The 21,385-nt window shown below is 57.5% G+C and carries 18 protein-coding genes; 3 read left to right on the forward strand and 15 right to left on the reverse strand.

The genetic code is table 11. The features are described 5' to 3' along the window. Window positions 1-24 precede the first annotated feature (24 nt). The 10 genes from ACRQ5Q_RS27680 to ACRQ5Q_RS27725 form a co-directional block, all read right to left on the reverse strand. A complete protein-coding gene (locus tag ACRQ5Q_RS27680; RefSeq protein WP_439393062.1) occupies window positions 25-1,224 on the reverse strand; it encodes an AAA family ATPase in 1,200 nt (399 codons plus the stop codon). After that, window positions 1,221-2,156 carry a Flp pilus assembly protein CpaB gene (gene cpaB, locus ACRQ5Q_RS27685; RefSeq protein WP_439393064.1) on the reverse strand — a complete coding sequence of 312 codons (936 nt, stop codon included), beginning with the start codon at window positions 2,154-2,156 and terminating at the stop codon, window positions 1,221-1,223. The genes ACRQ5Q_RS27680 and cpaB overlap by 4 nt, the downstream gene beginning before the upstream one ends. 32 nt (window positions 2,157-2,188) lie before the next feature. After that, a complete protein-coding gene (locus tag ACRQ5Q_RS27690) occupies window positions 2,189-2,692 on the reverse strand; it encodes an A24 family peptidase (RefSeq protein ID WP_439393066.1) in 504 nt (167 codons plus the stop codon). Window positions 2,693-2,793: 101 nt separating this feature from the next. After that, a complete protein-coding gene (locus tag ACRQ5Q_RS27695) occupies window positions 2,794-3,003 on the reverse strand; it encodes a Flp family type IVb pilin (RefSeq protein WP_439393068.1) in 210 nt (69 codons plus the stop codon). 66 nt (window positions 3,004-3,069) lie between these two features. Then, entirely contained in the window at window positions 3,070-3,279 is a 210-nt protein-coding gene (locus ACRQ5Q_RS27700; protein ID WP_439393070.1) for a Flp family type IVb pilin, read from the reverse strand. 853 nt (window positions 3,280-4,132) lie between these two features. After that, window positions 4,133-4,867, reverse strand: coding sequence for a methyltransferase (locus tag ACRQ5Q_RS27705; protein ID WP_439393071.1), 735 nt, complete (start codon window positions 4,865-4,867; stop codon window positions 4,133-4,135). A gap of 105 nt (window positions 4,868-4,972) precedes the next feature. Next, entirely contained in the window at window positions 4,973-5,833 is an 861-nt protein-coding gene (locus ACRQ5Q_RS27710) for a sterol desaturase family protein (RefSeq protein ID WP_439393073.1), read from the reverse strand. A gap of 305 nt (window positions 5,834-6,138) precedes the next feature. Beyond that, window positions 6,139-7,716, reverse strand: coding sequence for a hypothetical protein (locus ACRQ5Q_RS27715; protein ID WP_439393075.1), 1,578 nt, complete (start codon window positions 7,714-7,716; stop codon window positions 6,139-6,141). A gap of 142 nt (window positions 7,717-7,858) precedes the next feature. Then, window positions 7,859-9,406, reverse strand: a complete 1,548-nt coding sequence (locus ACRQ5Q_RS27720; RefSeq protein ID WP_439393077.1) for a hypothetical protein — start codon at window positions 9,404-9,406, stop codon at window positions 7,859-7,861. A 198-nt stretch (window positions 9,407-9,604) separates the two neighbouring features. Next, entirely contained in the window at window positions 9,605-10,912 is a 1,308-nt protein-coding gene (locus ACRQ5Q_RS27725; RefSeq protein ID WP_439393079.1) for a glycosyltransferase family 87 protein, read from the reverse strand. Between the two features lie 782 nt (window positions 10,913-11,694). Here ACRQ5Q_RS27725 and ACRQ5Q_RS27730 point away from each other — a divergent pair. From ACRQ5Q_RS27730 to ACRQ5Q_RS27740, 3 genes are all read left to right on the forward strand, one after another. Continuing rightward, entirely contained in the window at window positions 11,695-13,077 is a 1,383-nt protein-coding gene (locus ACRQ5Q_RS27730; RefSeq protein WP_439393080.1) for a hypothetical protein, read from the forward strand. A 75-nt stretch (window positions 13,078-13,152) separates the two neighbouring features. After that, the gene (locus tag ACRQ5Q_RS27735) at window positions 13,153-14,670 is read left to right on the forward strand and encodes a hypothetical protein (RefSeq protein ID WP_439393082.1); all 1,518 of its coding nucleotides are present in this window, start codon (window positions 13,153-13,155) and stop codon (window positions 14,668-14,670) included. 384 nt (window positions 14,671-15,054) lie between these two features. Then, complete coding sequence (locus ACRQ5Q_RS27740) at window positions 15,055-16,494, forward strand: hypothetical protein (protein WP_439393084.1); 1,440 nt, start codon at window positions 15,055-15,057, stop codon at window positions 16,492-16,494. 323 nt (window positions 16,495-16,817) lie between these two features. Here the strand turns inward: ACRQ5Q_RS27740 and ACRQ5Q_RS27745 are convergent, their stop codons facing one another. From ACRQ5Q_RS27745 to rfbF, 5 genes are all read right to left on the reverse strand, one after another. Continuing rightward, entirely contained in the window at window positions 16,818-17,738 is a 921-nt protein-coding gene (locus tag ACRQ5Q_RS27745) for a transketolase family protein (protein ID WP_439393086.1), read from the reverse strand. After that, window positions 17,735-18,547: a transketolase gene (locus ACRQ5Q_RS27750; protein ID WP_439393088.1), complete on the reverse strand. Its 813-nt coding sequence runs from the start codon at window positions 18,545-18,547 to the stop codon at window positions 17,735-17,737. The genes ACRQ5Q_RS27745 and ACRQ5Q_RS27750 overlap by 4 nt, the downstream gene beginning before the upstream one ends. Next, on the reverse strand, window positions 18,528-19,397 hold the full coding sequence (locus ACRQ5Q_RS27755) for an NAD-dependent epimerase/dehydratase family protein (protein WP_439393090.1): 870 nt from the start codon (window positions 19,395-19,397) through the stop codon (window positions 18,528-18,530). Before ACRQ5Q_RS27755 ends, ACRQ5Q_RS27750 begins: the two co-directional genes overlap by 20 nt. A 75-nt stretch (window positions 19,398-19,472) precedes the next feature. Next, window positions 19,473-20,552: a CDP-glucose 4,6-dehydratase gene (rfbG, locus tag ACRQ5Q_RS27760; RefSeq protein ID WP_439393092.1), complete on the reverse strand. Its 1,080-nt coding sequence runs from the start codon at window positions 20,550-20,552 to the stop codon at window positions 19,473-19,475. Then, complete coding sequence (rfbF, locus tag ACRQ5Q_RS27765) at window positions 20,549-21,319, reverse strand: glucose-1-phosphate cytidylyltransferase (protein ID WP_439393094.1); 771 nt, start codon at window positions 21,317-21,319, stop codon at window positions 20,549-20,551. Before rfbF ends, rfbG begins: the two co-directional genes overlap by 4 nt. Window positions 21,320-21,385: the final 66 nt, after the last annotated feature.

Consider the following 21,385-nt stretch of genomic DNA (forward strand, 5'->3'; position numbering starts at 1 on the left):
GTTCGCGCGTGCCGAATTTTTTCGTCACCGGAACAGCCTCCTGAACCATCCCTGCCGCACGGCGCCGACACCAGTGATCTCCCGGACGATGGGCGCGAGGTGACGGCGCAGTTTTCGTACGTGCTTTAAAGCTGGAATTCCCAGATTGACAGCTTGGGTCATCCCCTTGCCGAGATCGGGAATCACCATGTCCGGCTCTGCGCCCAAGGCCTTGACAACCATTGCCCTGGGAAGGCCCCCCGGACGACCGGCACGATTGAGCAAAGTAAACACTCGGTCTTTACCGGCGATGCTGGTGACGGCAGCGCGGAGGGCATGCGCATTGCGAAGTCCAGTCACTTCAGCCTCCAGCAGCACCAGCACCTGGCGAGACAGCATGATCACCGGATGGAGCGATGGCGGAAACGGAACTGGTACGTCGACCACGATGTAGTTGAACCGTTGACGGAGCAGACCCAGTACGTGTCTCACTCCCGCTTCAGTGATGTCCAGCTGTGCATCCAGGTCTTCATCGGCGGAAATCAAACAAACACGCTCGTTGATATCAATGGCTGCGCGTTCGAGGAACAGTGTGTCCGCCCGCATCGGGTTTTCCAGAGCAATGCGCAGCCCTGGCCCAGGCCGAACCCCCAACATCACCGCGGTTTCGCCGTTCTGTAAATGAAGGTCGAGCAGCGCGACCTTGGCCTTCGTGGTCTCGGCCAGTTGCAGTGCGAGATTGATAGCGATGCTCGTTGCCCCGGCGCCCCCTTGCGCGCCGCAGATCGAGATCACATGCCCACCACGATCGGTCGCGGCGGGCGCCGTGTCGCCAAGCAGCTTCGGACGCAGCTGGTGCAGCACCATATCACGCGTGAGCGGCCTCGGAAGGTACTCGGTCAAGCCGATTTCCATCAGCTCGCGGTAGAAGGTAATCTCTCTGCTCTCACCGATGAGGGCGACCAGGACATCAGGTGGGCAGACGGCGGACAATCTCTCCAGCTCGGTGAAGGGATCATCGATCCCGCTGATGTCCGCCACCAGCGCGAATAGCTCGGTGTCGGTTTCGAGCATCCGTATGGCGTTGCGAATCGTGCCACGCCTGATCGATAGGTTGCTGCCTTCGAGCCCTTTGCGCAAAGCCGCTGCGCTCAGCTCGTCGTTTACGAAACAGACAATTCGGTCGCGCGTTGCAACAGATGGAGCTTCATCAAGCGGGTTGACTATAGCCATGTTAACGCTCATCGCCGTTTCTCCTGCGGCTTGACCGCCTCAAGCTCATCAACTGCATGAACCACCACCGTGTCACTCTCGCGGGCCATTTTCGGCAAGACGCCACAGCCCGCAGTTGAATCTTGCTTCCTGACCGAGTATTCCTGAACCTTACCGCCTCCATAAACCACCACCGCTGCAGTTTGGCCGGCAACAGCATTCTGGCGGGCTATTTCCGCCGACACGTCGCAGCTGGAAATAGTGCGACTGTCCGCTATGTCCCGTGGCTCGACGGCCGATCGCATGGCCAAGGAGAGCGATCCGAGATTTTTTGCCACCGCAATCTTCTTGACCTGCTCTGGCGCAAGCTGCAGGGACACAGTTTGTGCGACCTTCGCGGTCGCGGTGTTATTGGCTGCGCCGGTTTGCCCGGTTTGCACAATCTCCTGGTCGATCGCGATGATCCGGACATTTTGCAGAATGGTTTCGCTGAGGGCGCGACGCGCAACATCTGCGTTCGCGGCGACTTGGGTCAGGACCACATCCACATAGTCACCCGGCTTGATCAGCCCCGAGACACCCGATTCTGCATCAACCTTGATGCTGATGGCACGGGTACCCGGCTCCAAGACGCTGGCAAGGAAACCCCGATCTCCCCTCAGCAGGACGTTTTCTGATGTGATGGGACTGCCCGTGTCGAGGTTCTTGCGAACCAGGGAGCCGAGAAGTCTGCTCCTATCTTCGGTCGTATCGCGGATCGCCCCAGTTGGAACGCTATCCAACGGATCGGCGCGGAAATCTTCCTCGCGCGTCAAGGTACCAGCCTTCAGCGGACGTGCCGCGACAAGGTAGCGAGTGAGAGGCGCTGCCGGCGCCGCGGCCTGTGCAACAGGGGCCGGTGCATTCGGCAGGTTCATGCTGTAGGCAATAAGCCCGAGCGCGCCGGCCGCGAGCAGGAAAACCATTATGATCGAAAGACGCAGAGTAGATGACATGTTCAAAGCCTTTGACTGAAAATGGTCCAAATACCGCCGCACGCAATCGCAACCCCGTAAGGTAGCGGCGCGCGTCGCAAATGGCGCCAACGTTCTATCGCGTAAACGCGGCGCGCGAACGACGATCCCGCGGGCGCTAGCCTGGGATATGGCAAGAGACGCATCATCAGATGCACCACGGCAAGCACGCCGCCGGCCAGAGCGGTGATAGTCAACAACCGGAGCACACCCATCAACGGGAGGCCAACCGCCAATGCGACCAACAGCTTGACGTCGCCGCCGCCCATCCATCCCCGCTGGTAGACGACCAAGAGCAGCAGAAACAGGATTGCCGCGCCGATCAAGGATTCTACCAACTGCGTCGGGCTGGCAAAATGTCCGGCGATCCCGAGGAGCGCCAGCACCAGACAAATTTCATTTCGGATCAATCGTGTCGCAATATCGATCGTCGCGACATAGAGCAACAAAAGGATTTCAAGAAACGCGGTGGGAGCAATCCAATCCATGGGAGCAATCCAGTCCATGAAATGCATGCCTGAAACAGGCGTGGCATTGGGACATCCATTGCCACGCTTTGGAGAGACCCGTCATGAGACTCAGAGACGAGTCAGGGCAGTCCACTCATAGTAGAGGCGATCTTTTCGAATCCGGTATTCAGCGCTCCGCTGAGGGTGTTACTACCGGTACCAGTAAACAGGAGAAGCACGACGGCGCAGACACAAGCCCCGACGATCACGTACTCGAGCGACACCACGCCGTCCGTGTCCGTGCGCAGACGCTTCAACGCTTCCGTGGTCTCAACATAATATCTCAACATAGCAGAATCCTTCCTTCGAAAGGGTGACGCGGCATTGGGACATCCAAGCCGCGCACTGGACTCCGCTTATGGCAGACCAGACATAGTGCTGGCGATCTTGCCGAACCCGGTATTCAGCGCTCCGCTAAGGGTGTTCGTACCGGTACCGGTAAACAGAAGAAGCACGACGGCGCAAACACAAGCCCCGACGATGACGTACTCAAGCGAAACCACGCCGTCCTTGTCCGTGCGCAGACGCTTCAACGCTTCCGTAGCTTTGAAATAGTACTTCAACATGAGGAAATATCCTTCTTGCAAGATGAAACGCAACTACTACCGCTCACTGACAAAGCCGTGCCAGCTGGGGTAAACTTTCTGTTAAAGCGCGCGCTCAGTCAATGTTTACAGTGATTTAACCTTAACCGTGACAACCCGGTGTAGCCGGGAGGCAACAACGTAAATTGTTGAGCAATTTCTGCGTTTTCTCGTTCGAGCGCCTAGCGATGACTGAGTGGTACCCCCAAAGAGTGCTGGCGAAATGTACCGGATTGATACACGGCGTCCGCCGGCGGCGCAGCTGCAGAAAGTGATTGGGAGGAGAATGGCTGCGCAGACGTGGACGCTTGCCAATCTGAGCAAGCTGCCGGGGCGCTGACCCGGAGGAATTGCGGATCGAGCGATCGCCGCCGCATGGCCATGTCGCGGCGGCGCTGGGGAAGTCGGCTTCGCGCACCAGCGGATGGAAACGGGGAGCCTGGGCATGAAGGAGCGCGAGGCCTACCGAGGGGCTCGATCGGCTGCTCGAACGCCAGGCTAGCATCGAGAACGGCCCTGGCGCTGCGGCACCTCGCGGACGGCACGCCTTGATGATGCGCTGCCCGGCGCGGCAACCTGAGCGGCCTGATCCGGATTGCCACTGCGACTTCAGCCAAATCGTTATTCGAATTAGCGACGGCGGAACCGAATGCTTGTTTTGGCGGCAGATGCTGCAGCCCCCTAGCCCGGCCCGGGATGCACCCGCAACTATAGATCGTATTGCGCAACGGCTTGCATCGCCGCTGCCGTACGAAGCTGACTACGGTTCTCTCCGTCGCTGAACGGATGGCTCGGGGTCAACTGGGCCCGATCCATCAATCGCCAGGCGAACCACCTACTTGCTGGTTCGATCCTGTAAAAACTGGCCGATCTTGGGGATCAGAAAAGATGTATTCGCAGCGTAGACGCGATATTCGGGAAAAGCCGCCTGTAGAATCGCTTCTTCATTGATCATACGCCGACATTGAACCATCACGATCGCAATGGCCATCAGCACGGCAAGCGGGGAAAGCACCTGCAATGTAATACCGATCAAAGCGAGTCCTTCACAGAGGTAAAGCGGATGCCGGACGATTCGATAAGGTCCTTCTGTCACCAAGCGCCTTGCCTCGGCAAAAATGCTGAAAGATTTGCCCAACCAGCGGAGCACCACGAAGGAAAGCGAACTGCCCACCAGGATCAACGTCGTCGACACGACCGACCAAACAGGATCCAACTCTGCCTTCGGTAGCAAAGCAAGTAGCGTGCACAAGAACGTGCCCAGCAAGGCCGAGATCCGCGGCTCGATGCCCTTGGACTTCTGTATCGGTGCTAGCCGGGTAATCGTTGTCGCTGCAACCAGGCTGAGGAAAAGGACGTTGGCAATCCTGGCGGCGATGATCAGCAGCTTGTGGATGCCGTCCAACGGAAGCAGGCGAGGAATTCCTGCAATGCCGATCACAACAAGAGTGATAAAAACAATGACGACCGTCGCTCTCGCCGTCCAATCGAGCCAACGATTAACAGTCAACTCAACGGCCGCGCTTTCCGCCTGGGATCGATCGATTTCTTCGAATTTGACATTCGTCATCGTCTCAATCTCGTGCTTTCGTCGTCGGCCCAGCTGATCCACAAGCCCTTGAGTTTTGCCTCGTTCGCCGCCCAATCAGGATAGGTCATTGGTGAAGACTGCAGATTAACCGGACGAATGACCGAGGCTGGGCGAACGATTGGGCGCCTCCTCTGGGGCCCGCATCGTCTCTGCCAGCGCCGCTGCATCCGATCTGGACTGAAAGATCCGCTCGCCTATGAAGGGATAAAGCAACTGACGCACGTAGCGTTGCGGCATCGGCCGATCCAGACCGTAGGTCGTCGGTTTTTGCCCTCGCGGTAAATGAAGGCTTCCAAACAACGCGTCCAGGAAAGACAGCTGCCCGGCGAAATTCCGATCCCTGGCCTCGCGTTGGTTACTATGATGCCAATGATGAAACTCCGGCGAAGCAAACACGAAGCGCAACGGGCCAAACCCCAAGCGAACATTGGAGTGAATGAGAACCGCCTGCCACTGATAGAGCAAAGCATAGACTCCAATTGCCCATTCGGAGAAACCCAGTGCGAAGAGCGGGATCAGCGAGGCCCCTTTGGTCAAAATCTGATCGACCGGATGGACCCTGGCCGCGGCCAGCCAGTCAAGCTCCTCGATACTGTGGTGAATGGAGTGGAATCTCCAAAGCCAGGGAACGGCGTGGAACATGCGATGGGTCCAATAGAATCCCAAATCGGCAAGGACGATGACGGCCGGCAGTTGCACCCAATAGGGCAAGCCACCGACCGTGGCCTGAAAGGATGCAGGGACAATCCATGCGGCGGCAAAGATGATCGCCACGATAACGGCGAGCAGACCAAGCTTGATCAGCACACCATTTAAAAACAGGAAGATCAGATCGTTGGCCCAATTGCGACGAAAGACCTTCTGCGGATGCATGGCGAACAGCCGCTCGAGCGGTATGAACACAAGAATGGTGATAAAAATAACCTTAATGCCAAAAGGATCCATCGAGTTCCTCGCTGGACGTCACCCTATCGCTAATTGCCGATCGCATAAAGAGTAAAGGACGGCAGCGTACCATACTGGTTAAGGGGCCGGGGATGTTGCGGATCTGATTAACCGACATAATCGAGGTAATCCTACTCGGCGCACCTCCCGGAGAAAATACTCGGTGGCAGATCAGGCTCAATACCTTCGAAGGCGTCGTCGCCGAGCACTCACCGTCGCCTCTCGCCGAGACGATCGCCGATCCCAAACCCTACGTCTGGACCGCCGCGTCCTAACCACCCGGGCATCCAAGCATTGGAATGCAACTAATCGCGGCGGCGCTGGTCTAGCTGATTTCCCCTTACGAATAATTCGGAAATATCGTCGGAGTAAACAGGAATCCAATCCGATGAAGCTCGAAATTCATGGGCCTCCAGCGAGTCTGGCGCGACGAGACCAATAGAGACGCGGTACTTATCCAGGTATCGAATAAATTCACGCGGGCGTGCTGCGACAATTGTCCAATTTTCGTCCATAAAGCCGTCGTCGAAAACATTTCTGCCGTCGACAAAGGTAGGAAGTCCTCTAAAAATCAGATAGCCGCCGAAGTTGTACGAATTATAGATATTGCCATTTAAGTTATGCTCAAGAATGTAATCGACGGCCCCCTTTGGAGAAATCTCCCTGAATCGCGGGCGCTCAACAGGATCACCAAAGATGCCGACTCCAACGATCATGATCGCGATTATTCCATAAGCCCCGTACAGACCGCGCCTCCCTAGATGAGACGTTGTCGTGAAGAATTGTGGGCGAGTCGCAATTTGCTCAGAGAGGCGCAAAAATCGAAATTGCCTTGTCAACGGAGTTGCGAGCAGTAGGGGCGCAAGCAAATTGAATAAGAAGATGAATCTCACTGCGGTGAGCATATATGCTGTGATCGATATCAATATTGTTAGTCTACAAAACCGAATTTTGACCCCGTTCAGCAAAGCGAAAAATAGGAGCGCCAGAACAGCGAATAGTGTAATCGGCGCCGTCTCGAAGCTTACGGCTCGCCACTCGTTAATGTAAGGTTTGGCTTCATGTGCCCCGATGAGCTGAAAGTCCATCAGGAACGGGCGCGCGCCGTAGGGCGTCACGCACGCGGCGCCGACCGCGGCGACAAAGAAGACAGCCCATCGTCGGGCTGCTAACAGACGCTCACTCCCTGGAGATTCGAATAAGGCTTCCGCAGCGAGCGCGACCGTCAGGGCGAGCCCCGCCACAAAGCTGCCATGGACGTTCGCCCACAGCGTCATGACCGGGAGCAGCATCAAGCTCGGGTTGGTCTTGGTGTCGACTGCTCTCACCAGCGCCGCGACCCAGACCACCATCAGGCCATCGGCAAATATCTGCGGGCGAGCATGCAGGTGGTTGACCGACAACAAAAGCGCCACTGTTGCGACCACGATTGCAACCGTGAGCCGCATCGTGCGTGCTAGCATAAGGAAAAGCAGCGCGTAAGCGAGCGCCACAGCTCCGCCGGTAATCATCGCGACTCCGCGGAAGCCTGAAAGACTATACGCGCCGAAAAAGAGCAGATCGCTCAGCCAGTCTCTCGCTATCCAGGGATGCCCACGAAACGTATGCGAGAATTCGTCCACTTGAGGCAATGATCCGCTTTCCCAAATCTTGCGCCCAGTTGCTATGTGCCAATACAGGTCCGGATCTAATAGAAGCCGATCAGCAGGAAGAAGCACGATGTACAAGAGTAAAAGAAGCGCGACCAGCAGCACAAATATGAACTTTGTAGCCCGCTGAACGTCTTGATGGCTGGCGCGCGGCCTTTCGGGCTTCTCGCTGACCGTAACCGGAGCGACGGCATCTCCGGCGTCGGACCTAGCCAAATCATCGAGATGGCTCATGCTCTCCTCTGCTCCTTCGCATTCCCGGGGATCGGCGAGCATATTGTAGCAATCGTCAGAGAATTTAGAAGGTTCTAAGCGAAGCTAGTCAGAGCCTCCGTTGGTATCTGCGTCTGAATCCCCTTCGCCCCATTAGCTATCGCTATTTATCGATCGCATAAAGACTGAACCGTCGGCCGTGCATCATCCTGGTTAAGCGGTCCGGGATGCTGGCGGGCTGCTCTCCGACAATGTAGAGGTAATCGTAGTCGGTGCGCCAGGCGCGAACATGCGATGGCACCGTTCCGCCCGCCGAAGCGCTGTTCAACTGCGAAATCGTTGTTGGTAGGTAATCAAGCGCGTCTTCGATTTCGAAAGCCGATTTCGAAGTCGATTTCCTGACGGGTTGTTGACCAGACAGCGTGTATAGCGACGGCACGAACGCAGCTGCATAGTGTACTGCCAGGGTTGGGGCATAGAACATCGGCGCATTTATGCGGCCGACTTCGACATCGCTGCGCGCGACCAGGATTGTTGAATTGGCACGAAGTAGCCGAAACGACGCGATGATCTCGGCGTAGTCGGAACGGTAGGCGGACCAAATCGAGGCTACATTCGTTACATTAATGAGTATGATGCTGACAGCCAAGAGTGCGGCCACCGATCGAACAGCGGCTGACGGCCAGTGCACCGTCAAAAACGCCGGCAGGATTAGCATTATTGCAGGAATGAGGCGAACATCAGCGTAGGCGCCGCCGAACAGACGGGCCGGCATCAACAGGTACACAATGAGAAACCCGGATCCGATGAAAACGGCTGGTCGGGTCAAGCCCAATATGCGGTTGTACCCTAGGAACACCAACAGCCCGGCAATTGAAACCCCAAGTGCGATCGAAAGAGCTATATTGTAGCAGTTCATGACCAGCAACGGCCACATCAGCTTCAGCCCGAACCACCACGTCAGCACTGGCTGCTCAGGCGCGCCGCCCGACCCCATCAGAAACAGGTAAGCCGCGACCGCCGGAGACACCATCGCAACGAAGGTTCGCGCGGCCTGACGATAACCTCGAATTTGGCTCGCTTCGTAGCAGCCAATCGTCAACCCATAGATACCGAGCGCGAACAGATGAGCGAAGAACAACACGATGAAGAAGAAGGTATGTAATACGACCAGAAAAAGCCAAGGCCCTTCGCGAAAGTGAATCCAAAACACGATGGCCCAGAGTGCGACGCCACACCCGAACTCCCAGTTCATCAGCCCCCAAAGAAACGGCAAGCTGTAAAGCGCGATCAGTGCGGCGAAGCCCGACAGGTGATGTCGCCCACGAACCTTCAGTTCCAGCGCTATCGCGCCACTCACCACCAATGTTTGGCTTACCAGGAGGAAAAGGCGGGCGGCCGTCTCGACGCTGACGAACCGCGCCACCACCGGGACAATGAGGTCAACGGCGAGATTCGGATAAAGTCCCCAGTCTATTTCGTAAGCCGGATTCGGACGACCCGCAGCAGCGTCCACAAGAAGATGCATCCGGGCGAGGTGATTAACATAATCGATCATCGCAGGAGTTTCGACCGACAACACGGGAACCACCGAGGCTGCCAATAGCAAACCGACGAGGAGCAGACTTCGCTGAAATATGAATTCCCCTGGCATAAAGGGGCCGCCTCTCACCCCTACCCGGTTTTGGCTGTCGCCGTCGCTCGCCATCATCAGTTTCCTCAAAGGCTCTATCGGTAGTTTCCGAAGCTGGCTTTCAAGCGAGCGCGACGTTTGAAGGGCACGTGATTCGCAGCGTCCCCTTTGCCGTTCGATTGATTAAGCGCAGGCGACGTGCCTTCAAGGAAACAGCCAGCGTTGCGAATTCGGTCGGAAACCAGCGAAGGTGGGCTGCCTTCGAGAAAAATGGCATCAGCTGAAAACCTCAATTGCCAGTTTTTGCTGGGGACGCGGCGAGCGTAGCAGAACGAACAGCAGGCAAACCATTACTACTGGCACAGCAAATCCAAAGACGGACAGGCGAGGCACTTCTACGAGCGGTGCGGACCAGGGGAGCAGCAACAACGACGAACCTGGCATCATCACAAGTCCATCGAGCATGTCTCGATATAGCAGCAGCACAACACCGGCGAGCAAAACCAAGTCATAGGGCGAAACGTGCGGCGCCGCTATCAAGGTCGCAGTTAGCAGCACTGCGATGCGCCGATCGCGCTCGAAGGCACCACTGAAAACGATCCACGTGCAGATTATAGCCAGAACGATTGCCGCGCCCTGCGCCGCATTGGCGAGCCAGTCCGGGGCAGCCAGCGCGGTCACGCAGGCCCAAACACTGAGGCCCCATACCCGCCCTGCGTTCGACCATGCTAGATCGCCTGCTCCACCCATTAGGGCACCGGGCAGAGTATGGCCTAACCACTCCCGCCATGGGTCGAGGCCGAATGTGGCGGCACTGAGCAGGATTGCAACCGACGCGGAAACAATGGCACCTGTTAGCGCACGCCAGTGACGCGCCGCCAGCAAAGCCACCGCAACCATAATGGCGAATTGCGGCTTATAGCTTAACAATCCGAGGATGAGCCCTGCCACAAAATCGCGACGGCCGAGCAAGCCCATACCGCCCAACAGCAGCGCGAGCGTCAGAAACGCGTTTTGGCCGGCGATCACATTCATGGACGCGGCCGGCGACAGGGCGAGACCAACCGCCCACAGCCCCCATCGCCTCGCGGGGCCTGCCCAGAAACGACAACCGGCGGCGACCGCCAGGGCAAAGCTCGCCACCTGAAATAACGCGTAGGAGATCGCGAACGGCAGGACCGCGAATGGCATCAGAATGAGCAGATAATGCGGTGGATACATCCAAGGAAACAATGGAAGGGGACGGCTCAGCCAGGCGTGGAATTGCTGGCTGATCTGGGCCGTGAACGCGACCGGATCGGCCAGCAGCGCGAAGTCCCCCGCCATCGCCGCCCGAGCCGCGCGCCAATATACCATGTAGTCAATCCCGGGGGCGATGTAGCGCTGCCCAAACGGCCCGTTATGGTCAAACGCCATAACGAACATCAGCCAGCCGTATAAGCCGATTACGCCGCCTATAATTGAAATCAGCGCAAGAAGGCGGTGGCGTCCGGCAAGCTGATCGTAGCCTGCGGCACCTAAATGGGTCTCGCCAACGCGCGGCTTGATGGCATGTTCAAAATCTGCTTCGCGATCGGCTTTCATATCAGTCGTCCTGGCTGGTATTGCTCCGGCAATGCGGTACTCACGCGCCCAGCAGGCAAAGTCGTCGGCAAGCCCCATTGCTATAAGGAGGCGGATTGTATCTGTGCTCGATCCCGATGCTCATCATCTTGTCGGCCTGCGTGCCCGCGCCTTTCGAAGTATCTTTTGAACGGAGAAATCGTTTGCGTTGCCTGTTAGCGCTTGGCCCCTGCTCTTCGCCGGCGTAATCCTCCCGATCGGTTCTGCGACGAGCTCAATCCGGATCGAGCTTTCGGGTCTATATGGCAGGATCGGTGATTGGGGGCTCGTCGAACATTCTTGATGCACGGACTCGGCTTTCGGCATCTGACATCCTGGGGTCCTGCTTTTAATATTTTATCCGTGTGGACGGCTTAAATCCGCGCCAAGTCAACACAGAGGAATCCGAAACGCCAATCCGCGGCTGTAGTGGGCGTGGGCCTGCGGTCCGGACGCAAGTTGCCTAATCACTACTAGACTAAGGCGCGAAACCCGGCAGAATAATCTTGATTGTATAGCGAGTCGGATACTTACGATACTCCCCTTAACCTCACCGATTGTTCGGCGCCCGAGCCAATGTCACCGTATAGCGAAGTTATTTTACGAAAACGGCCTTCTCCTCGGGGACCGACGGAACATCACACGTATTGTTGGACATAGGCCCCGCTTGCAGGAGATAGGCCGCTATGATTGTCCGGAGGCCCCTATTCGCAGCGGCAAAGGCCGGCTTCGTCCTACCGGCCTGGTTTTGGCTGGGGGCCGGTGTGTACGCGCTGCTGTTGGTCAACGGCAACGCTCTTCTGAAGGATCCCGATACCCATTGGCACATCGCGGTGGGAAAATGGATCCTTGATCACAACACCTTTCCGCGCTTCGATACTTATTCCTTTACGAAAGCAGGCGAACCGTGGATCTCGACTGCCTGGCTGGCGCAAGTTCTCTATGCCGGTAGTTTCGAGATTGGCGGCTGGCCCGGGCCGATCATCCTCGCTGCGACCTGTATCGCCGGGACGTTCGCCTTTTTCGCCTTCATTCTCGGCCGACGCATTCGCTCGCCTTATGCAATCATGATTGCGCTGGCGGTTTTGGCAGTTTCGGCGTCTCACTTTCTCGCCCGCCCACATGTGGTTGCGTTGCCGCTCATGCTTGCTTGGGTAAACGGACTTGTGAATGCAAGCGAGAGACGCGAACCACCGTCGCTCTGGCTTTTGCCATTAATGGCGCTCTGGGCAAACCTTCATGGAGGATTTGTTTTCGGCCTCGCTTTGATTGTACCACTCGCGTTTGACGCCTGGTGGCATGCGGAGGTTTCGCAACGACGTTCATTGACGCTGCGTTGGGTCGTTTTCGGCGCCTGCGCATTTGTCGCTTGTTTCGCGACGCCCTACGGATGGGGGTCGATCCTCGCGGCCCGCAAAATTCTAGCACTCGGAGAGTTGCTGAATCTGATTTCCGAATGGAGCGCGGCGGATTTCAGCCAGTTCAGCATATTCGAAGGGGCTATATTGGCCTTGATAGCGTGTTCGCTTTATTTCGGCCTAAAACTTTCGCCGCCGCGAATTCTGTTGGTGCTGGGGTTGTTTCACATGGCGCTTTCCCACGTTCGAAACGCCGATATCTTCGCCTTTCTGGTGCCGCTTGTGGTGCTGACGCCTGTGGCTTCGCAATTCGGCCTCAAAGCGGATCGTACCGGCAAGATGATCCTCCCGACCGTGCCGGCCGCGATGCTGGTCGCCTCTTTGGGCGCGTCGACATGGGTCTTTGCGGCCAATCACAGGTTTTCGCCGCCGCTCGTCCATTCGCCTGCGGCCGCCGTCGACGTGCTCAAGCTCAAAGGTGCCAAGCGCGTTCTCAACGACTATCCGTTCGGCGGCTACCTGATCTCGCGGCAGATCCCGGTCTTCATCGATAGTCGTGCCGAGTTATATGGCGAACAATTCGTGATGGCGTATTTCCGAGCGCTGCAGCTTAGGGACGTGAATCAGTTCCTAGGCCTGCTCAAAGACTATGAGATTGATGCCGCGCTCTTGATGCCCGCAACACCAGCAGCCGGCCTGCTTGATCATCTCGACGGCTGGCAGCGCGTCTACTCAGACGAGACCGCTGTGGTGCATATCCGCAACCCGGAAAATGCTGGGAAGTGGTAAACACGACGGGGCTTTTAGATGTTTAAGTCAAGCCGTCAGCGGGTTCATTCTTGCTTCTAAAATCGAGGGCTAACTGTGGTTGCGCCTCACCAACAAAACTCTCTCGCGATTAGCTTCGCCGTCGCCGCAATTGTTGTTGTCGCGATCTGCCCAGTGCTGTTGGTTGCTCTTCCGGCGATGGTGGACTATCCGAACCACGTTGCGCGCATGTATGTGCTCGCTGCAGCGGGCACGCCGGATGCCAACCCTTTCTATGAGGTTAGTAAAACACTCTCCTCCAACCTCGCCATGGATCTTCTCGTTCTGCCGCTTGCGCGAATTCTCGGCGTCGAAGCGGCCTGCAAAGTTTTCCTGATTGCGTGCCAACTTCTGATCGTGAGCGGCCCGATCGCGCTCGAACTGGCAGTGAAGCGGCGTCACGAAATCTCAGGGCTCGCTGCGGTGATGTTGCTGTATTCCTTTCCCTTCGCGTGGGGATTTCTCAATTTCCAGTTTGGCCTTGGTGTCGCACTATGGGGGCTGGCTGTTTGGGAATTCATGCGTGGTCGCACGGTCGCTGTGCGACTGATCGCACATTCACTTTTCGTCATGGTGCTCTATGTTGCGCATCTGTTCACGCTGGGACTCTACGCGGCAACGCTCGGTTTCCTTGAACTCTCGCGGTTCAACTGGCGGCGCTCCGGCATCGCACAACTCGCCATGTTGGGCGCGCCAATGCTGGTTGTTTTTGCGGCCTTACTCGCGTCACCCGCTCCTGTGGGAAACGGCCCAACCGAGTGGAAGATTGCCTCAAAGTTCATGTCGATCTTCGGAAGCCTCAACGGCTACAGCACGGAACTAGCCATTGTTGAGACCACTGCGTTGATCGTACTTTGCTATGTTTTGTTTCGCTCCGGGAGGCTGTCCTTGTGCCGCTCGGGTCTCTGGCTTACAGGCGGCTTCGCGCTAATCTTCCTTGCGATGCCCTTCCGCCTGCTCGGGATCGCCTATATCGACATCCGCGTGCCGATCGCCGCCCTCCTGATCCTTCCAGCTTACACAAGAGTCTCGATGACTGGGCGTGCCGCGACCTTGGCGATCGCCGTTCCGATCGGCATCGCGCTCGTCAACGTCGCCGTCACTTCGGCCGTTTGGCTCAGCTATCAGGATGATTACGCAAAACTGAAAGCATCGTTCACATTGCTTGACCGTCCGTCTCGCGTGCTGGTCGGGCGCAGTACTGATGGACCAATAGGACTGCCGCTATGGCCGATGGATCACGCCCCAACCCTCGCCGTGTCGGCTAAGGCAATGGTGACGACACTATTCGCGCTGCCAGGAATGCAGCAGATCAACGTTGTCAAAGAACAGCGAAGCCAGGCCATCACCGACGTTATCCACTTCGAGCCTGTGCCGCTGCCGATACTTGCGGCCCTTGCAGCCGGCACGGATGACCCACGCGTGCCGCGATTCCTGCGCCACTGGACGAGCGAGTTTGACTATCTCTATCTGGTGGGACCGCGTATCGCGAACCCCCTGCCCGGGCGGATTGAGGAACTTACTGGCGGAACGTTATTCACCATGTACCGGATCAGTCCAATTCAAAAGCCCTGATGGCGTTCACCGATTCTGTGGTGCGGCGTCGCGCTCCTGAGCCCTTTGCGCTTGACCAAGTTGGCTACTCGGCTTCGTTAATCACTCAGGAGGACGTTGTCATCGGTCCCGGGAAAGCATCGTCGGCCTCACCCTTATTGTCTGGGCGTCGGGCCGTGACAACGGCGAGAAGAGATGCATCAGCTCGCTCGATTGCAACATTGATGCTGGGAATGGTAGACAGAAGCGGCTTTTAGATTATTGATTCAATCCGGGATCGGTCAGCGGATTGGGTTGCGCTTTTAGTCAAGCAAGTCCAGGCTAACTGTGGTTGCACCTCACCAACAGAACTCTCTCGCGATTAGCTTCGCCGTCGCCGCAATTGTTGTTGTCGCGATCTGCCCAGTGCTGTTGGTTGCTCTTCCAGCGCTGGTGGACTATCCGAACCACGTCGCACGGATGTATGTGCTCGCTGCAGCGGGCACGCCAGATGCCAACCCTTTCTATGAGGTTAGTAAAACACTCTCCTCCAACCTCGCCATGGATCTTCTCGTTCCGCCGCTTGCGCGAATTCTCGGTGTCGAAGCGGCCTGCAAAGTTTTCCTGATTGCGTGCCAACTTCTGATCGTGAGCGGCCCGATCGCGCTCGAACTGGCAGTGAAGCGGCGTCACGAAATCTCAGGGCTCGCTGCGGTGATGTTGCTGTATTCCTTCCCCTTCGCGTGGGGATTTCTCAATTTCCAGTTTGGCCTTGGTGTCGCACTATGGGGGCTGGCTGTTTGGGAATTCATGCGTGGTCGCACGGCCGCTGTGCAACTGATCGCACATTCACTTTTCGTCATGGTGCTCTATGTTGCGCATCTGTTCACGCTGGGACTCTACGCGGCAACGCTAGGTTTTCTTGAACTCTCGCGGTTCAACTGGCGGCGCTCCGGCATCGCACAACTCGCCATGTTGGGCGCGCCAATGCTGGTTGTTTTTGCGGCCTTACTCGCGTCACCCGCTCCTGTGGGAAACGGCCCTACCGAGTGGATCATTGGCTCGAAGTTCATGTCGATCTTCGGAAGCCTCAACGGCTACAGCACGGAACTACCCGTTATTGAGGCCGCCGCGCTGATCGTACTCTGCTATGTTTTGTTCCGCTCCGGGAGGCTGTCCTTGTGCCGCTCGGGTCTCTGGCTTACAGGCGGCTTCGCGCTGTTATTCCTTGTGACGCCGTACCGCCTGTTCGGGGTCGCCGGTGTCGATTTCCGGGTGCCGATTGCCGCCCTCCTGATCCTTCCAGCTTACACGAGAGTCTCGATGTCGGGGCGTGCCGCGACCTTGGCGGTCGCCGTTCCGATCGGTATCGCGCTCGTCAACGTCGCCGTTACTACGGCCGTTTGGCTCAGCTATCAGGATGATTACGCAAAACTGAAAGCATCGTTCACACTGCTTGACCGTCCGTCTCGCGTGCTGGTCGGGCGCAGTAGCGATGGACCAATAGGATTTCTCCAATGGCCGATAGTTAACGCCCCAGCCCTCGCCGTGTCGGCTAAGGCAATGGTGACGATACTATTCGCGCTGCCAGGAATGCAGCCGATCAATGTTGTCAAAGAACAGCGAAATCAGGCGATCACCGACGTTATCGACTACGGCCCCGTGCCGCTCCCTAAACTTGTGGCCCTTGCAGCCGGCACGGACGACCCACGCGTGCCACGATTCCTGCGCCATTGGACGAACGAGTTTGACTATCTCTATCTGGTGGGACCGCGTATCGCGAACCCCCTGCCCGGTCGGATTGAGGAACTTACCGGCGGAACGTTATTCACCATGTACCGGATCAGTCCAATTCAAAAGCCCTGATGGCGTTCATCGATTCTGTGGTGCGGCATCACGCTCCTGAGCCCTTTGCGCTTGACGAAGTTGGCCAGTCGGCTTCGTTAATTCACTCAGGGAGGACGTTGTCCGATCTTCAGCCGGGCGGCTCGTTTCGAGCGGAAGACGTAGAGCGCTCTCGTTGAAAGGATCGACACCACCATCGCGCACCAGCCATCAGCGATACCGGCCCCTTGCGGAAGTCGACCGGCGTGCGGGCAACATAAACTCGCGAATCGCACGGATGATATTGGCGACATGATCAGGCTCGACATCGCTTCCGTCGCGCACCGATATTGGATTTTCCGAAACTAGGCGAGAGCCGAGCGTACGCGCGTGGCAATAGTTTCTGCTGAAAGTCCAGCCGCCTCGAGGAGTGCCGCACGATCGCCCGCCTTGGTGATTGTGCCGGTTGGCTCCGGGATAGCAAGTCCGAGCACCGGAGGCTTGTGCCGAACGAGCGACAGTGACGCGAGCAGTCCTGCATGCAGACCGCCACGAAGAATATGTTCCTCGACGGTCACAATAAGCCGGGCCCCGTTTGCCACTTCTCGCACCAACGCGTCATCGAAGGGCTTGATGCAAGGTACGCTCAGAACGCCAACCGTAAGATCTTCAGTGGCGAGACAGTCGGCGGCAGTCAAACAAGCAGAAGCGATCGGCCCGCTCGCAAAGATAATAACGTCTCGGCCTTGCCGCAGCACGCCGGGTCTGCGCAAATCCTGTGGCGGACTTGAATGTAGCAGCGGCTCCCCAGCGCGCGAAAGCCGAAGGTAAGAGGGCCGACCACTTGCAGCGATGGCCTGCGTGGCGATGCGCGCCTCAATGGGATCACAGGGCACGAATATTTCCATGCCAGGCAAAGCCGACATGACAGCGACATCTTCAACAGCGTGATGCGTGTAGCCCTGGCTGCCGTAGGCAAAGCCGGCACCGACGGCGACGACCTTAACGTCTGCACCGTGATAGCAGATATCGTTCCGAATTTGCTCGAGGCAGCGCAAGGTCGGAAAGTTGCCAATCGAATAGATGAAGACCGTGTTTCCGCTCAGTGCGATTCCGGCAGCGACACCTGCCATGTTCTGCTCCGCGACCCCCATATTGACGTATCTATCAGGAAAACGCGCAGCAAATGGCTCCAGCACCGAGTACCCGAGGTCACCAGCGAGCAGCCAGATTTTCGGATTCTGCGCGGCCACGTCCGCCAGGGTGGAGATAAAATTGTTTCTCATGCACCAATCTCAGCCAAGGCAGCTTTCAGCTGTTCATCGGACGGGGATTTGTAGTGCCATTCAAGCTTATCCTCCATGAACGATACACCCCGGCCTTTGATAGTATGGGCAATCAGGACGCGCGGCTTTCCCGGAATCGGTGGCGCCGCGAAAGTCTTCTCCAGCGCAACAGTATCGTGGCCATCGACCTCCCATGTTTCCCAACCAAAAGCACGCCATTTGTCGGCGAACGGTTCGAGGTTCAGAACCTCAGATACTGTTCCGAAGCTTTGGATCTTATTGAAATCGACGATGGCGATCAGGTTATCGAGCTTGTGATGTGGCGAAAACAGGATCGCCTCCCAATTGGAGCCCTCGTCGCACTCCCCGTCGCTGAGTAGACAATATATGCGACTCTTCATTCCGGCAGACTTTGCCGCAACCGCCATGCCCACCGCTATAGGCAGACCATGGCCGAGCGAGCCCGTCGAAACTTCGACGCCTGGTACCGCATGGCTGACATGGCCCGTGAGAGCGGAGCCGTTTTCACAATAGCTATCCAAATCTGAAACCGGGATATAGCCGCGCTCGGCCAGCGCCGCGTAAATGATCGCCGCGGCATGGCCCTTGCTCAGGATGAAACGATCGCGCTCGGGCAGCAGTGGTTGCAGAGGATCGATACGCATGATGCGCGTATAGAGGACCGCCAGAATATCAGCCATCGAAAGGCAGCTGCCGATATGGGAAGATCGCGCTTTGAAGACCATGCGCAATGCATGGGCTCGAATGCGGCGAGCAAAATCATGCGGATCAATTTCGGTGGTGCGCATTGTACCACGTCACGGTTTCGGAAAGACCCTCCTGAAGTCCGATCTGCGGTCGCCAACCGAGGGCTTCGAGGCGACTGACGTCAGCCTGTAGTATCATGACCTGATCCGGACGATAGGGAATATCGCCAAAGCCAAGGTCCGCGTTCGGGTTGACAAGATCCCGAAGCGCCGTGACGGTTTCGCGCAAGGAGGGGGCATCGCAGCTCCCCAGGTTGAAAACTCCCTCGGCATCATCGCGGGTTATCGTCAGTCGAAAGGCCGAGGCAACATCGCGCACGTGCAGAAACCCCCAGCGCTGCTCGCACTGGGTCAGCGACATCCGCCTTCCCTCCCGGAGCGTCTTTATCATGCTCGGAATGAGCCAGTCCGGTGCGTCCTTCGGTCCGTAGGTCGAGAAGATTCGAAGCCAGGCGAACCGCGCGCCGCCCTCGGCACAGAGCTGCCCCGCCATCGCCCCTGCTGCGAGCTTGGCGCGTCCATAGAGGGTGGTGGGACCGGGAACGTCGCTCTCGCGGATGCTGCGCGAATAGGGGCCGTATTCTGCCTGCGACCCGGCGCCGACAAATATCATCGCGCCAGCCTTCATGCTGAGCGCGGCCAGATCGAGCGTGTCCGGAATATTGTGGGCCTGGATTGCGCTGTTACGATCGGCGTTGCCGACACCGCGCCAGGCCAGATGGGCGACTGCATCTGGCTGAAACGCGGTGAGCGGCCCGCGCAGGGTTTCAATGTCGTCGAGATCACCGGTGATCGTGGTCAGACGCGAGAGTTGCTCCGAAATACGCCATGGATCCCCGCTGGAGCGGAGCAGTACCGCGACCTGGTGGCCATGCTCGAGCAGTTCGGCCACCAGATAAGACCCAACAAACCCACTCGCGCCAGTCACAAATATTCGCATGGCCGCGCTCCGCTAAATCCCATCGGCTTAGCAGCGCACACTAGCTCTTGCTGCCGAGAGCACCGTGTGGATCTGATCCAGGCTTACCGCTTTCATGTCGGCGCCACGCTGCTCAGCCTTATACCACTCAACGGTCAAAGAGAGGGCCTGCTCCAGACGTAGCATTGCGGCCCACCCGAGCTCGTGCGTGGCTTTGGAACTGTCAAGCTTCAAGTAAGTAGCTTCATGCGGATGTTCACTGACATCGCGCGTCCAGCTCGCGCCCTCGCCCCAAGCCCGCACCAATTCCTGAACGATATTTTCGACGGGGACTTCGCTCGCCGCACAGGGCCCGAAATTCCATGCCCCCGCGAAGCGATCGCCTTCCTTTACCAGCCGTTCGGCGAGCAGAAGATACCCGAGAACCGGGTCAAGCACATGTTGCCAGGGGCGAACTGCACCCGGGTGACGAATAGCAAGGGGTAAGCCGGTTGAAAACGCCCTGATTGCATCGGGAACGAGTCGATCCTGAGCCCAATCGCCACCTCCGATCACATTGCCGGCCCGCCCCGTTGCCACAAGCGCCACCCGATCGCCGCAAAAGAAGCAGCGGCGGTACGAGTCAGCCACCAGCTCCGTACAAGCCTTACTATTGCTGTAGGGATCGTGGCCGCCGAGATGATCCCCCTCTCGATAACGCGACGACCAGTTCACGTTCTCATAGACCTTGTCGCTGGTAACGACGACCACCGCCTTGACGGTCGGTTGCTGGCGCACGGCCTCAAGCAGGTGGACCGTCCCCATCACATTGGTGGCGTAAGTTTCGACAGGCGCGACATAGGATCTTCGCACAAGCGCTTGAGCCGCCATGTGGATGACCACGGACGGCTCCGCCTCGCCCAGTGAGGTCCTCAAGCTGTCGTATTCCCGGATGTCTCCCAGATGATGGTGAACATCATCGGCGATCCTGGCCGCAACGAAGATCCCGCGGTCGTGCTCCGGCGGCAAAGAGAAGCCAGAGACCTCGGCGCCCATTGATTTCAGAACGAGGGCCATCCATGCGCCCTTGAAACCGGTGTGCCCGGTTAAAAATACGCGCCGATCTCGCCAAAAGCTGGGCTCAATCACCACGTTCTCCACTTCGCCCGACCGCTTTCCCACTCCTCCTCGAGGAAGGTCTTGTCGCGTAGGGTGTCCATCGGGTGCCAAAATCCGTGATGCGAAAACGCACGTAGTTGATCCTGCGAGGCCAGGGCTTCCATCGGCTCCCGCTCCCAAACGGTCTTGTCGTCAGCAATCAACTCGCCCACCGACGGGGACAACAAAAAGAAACCACCATTAATCCATCCACCATCGTCGTCCGGCTTTTCTCTGAAACTAGCGACCCGATCGCCCTCGATCGCAATCGCGCCGAAACGCTTGGCCGGCCTCACCGCTGTCACGGTCGCCTTGCGACCGTGACTCTTGTGAAACTCGAGTTCCGCAGCAATATTGATGTCCGCAACGCCGTCCCCATACGTCAAGGCGAACACGTCGTCATCACCGACATAAGGCAGCGCCCGTTTGAGCCGTCCTCCGGTCATGGTTTCTTGGCCCGTGTCAACCAACGTCACGCGCCATGACTCGGCGGTCTCGCGGTGCACCTCCATCCGATTTTCGGCTAAATGGAAAGTCACATCCGACATGTGAAGAAAGTAGTTAGCAAAATATTCCTTGATCACGTAGCCCTTGTAGCCCAGACAAACGACAAAATCCGTCAGTCCATAATGGCTGTAGATTTTCATGATATGCCATAGGATCGGACGGCCGCCGATTTCAACCATCGGCTTAGGCTTGATCGTGGTCTCTTCCGAAATGCGAGTACCCAATCCGCCCGCAAGAATGACGACCTTCATGATCTTCCCAAAAGAGGCAGGAGAGCGCAATCAGTCTGCAAAAGCTGGCATTCCACAGCTCTGAGC

It is taken from the genome of Bradyrhizobium sp. PMVTL-01 (assembly GCF_051861855.1).
GTDB lineage: Bacteria > Pseudomonadota > Alphaproteobacteria > Rhizobiales > Xanthobacteraceae > Bradyrhizobium.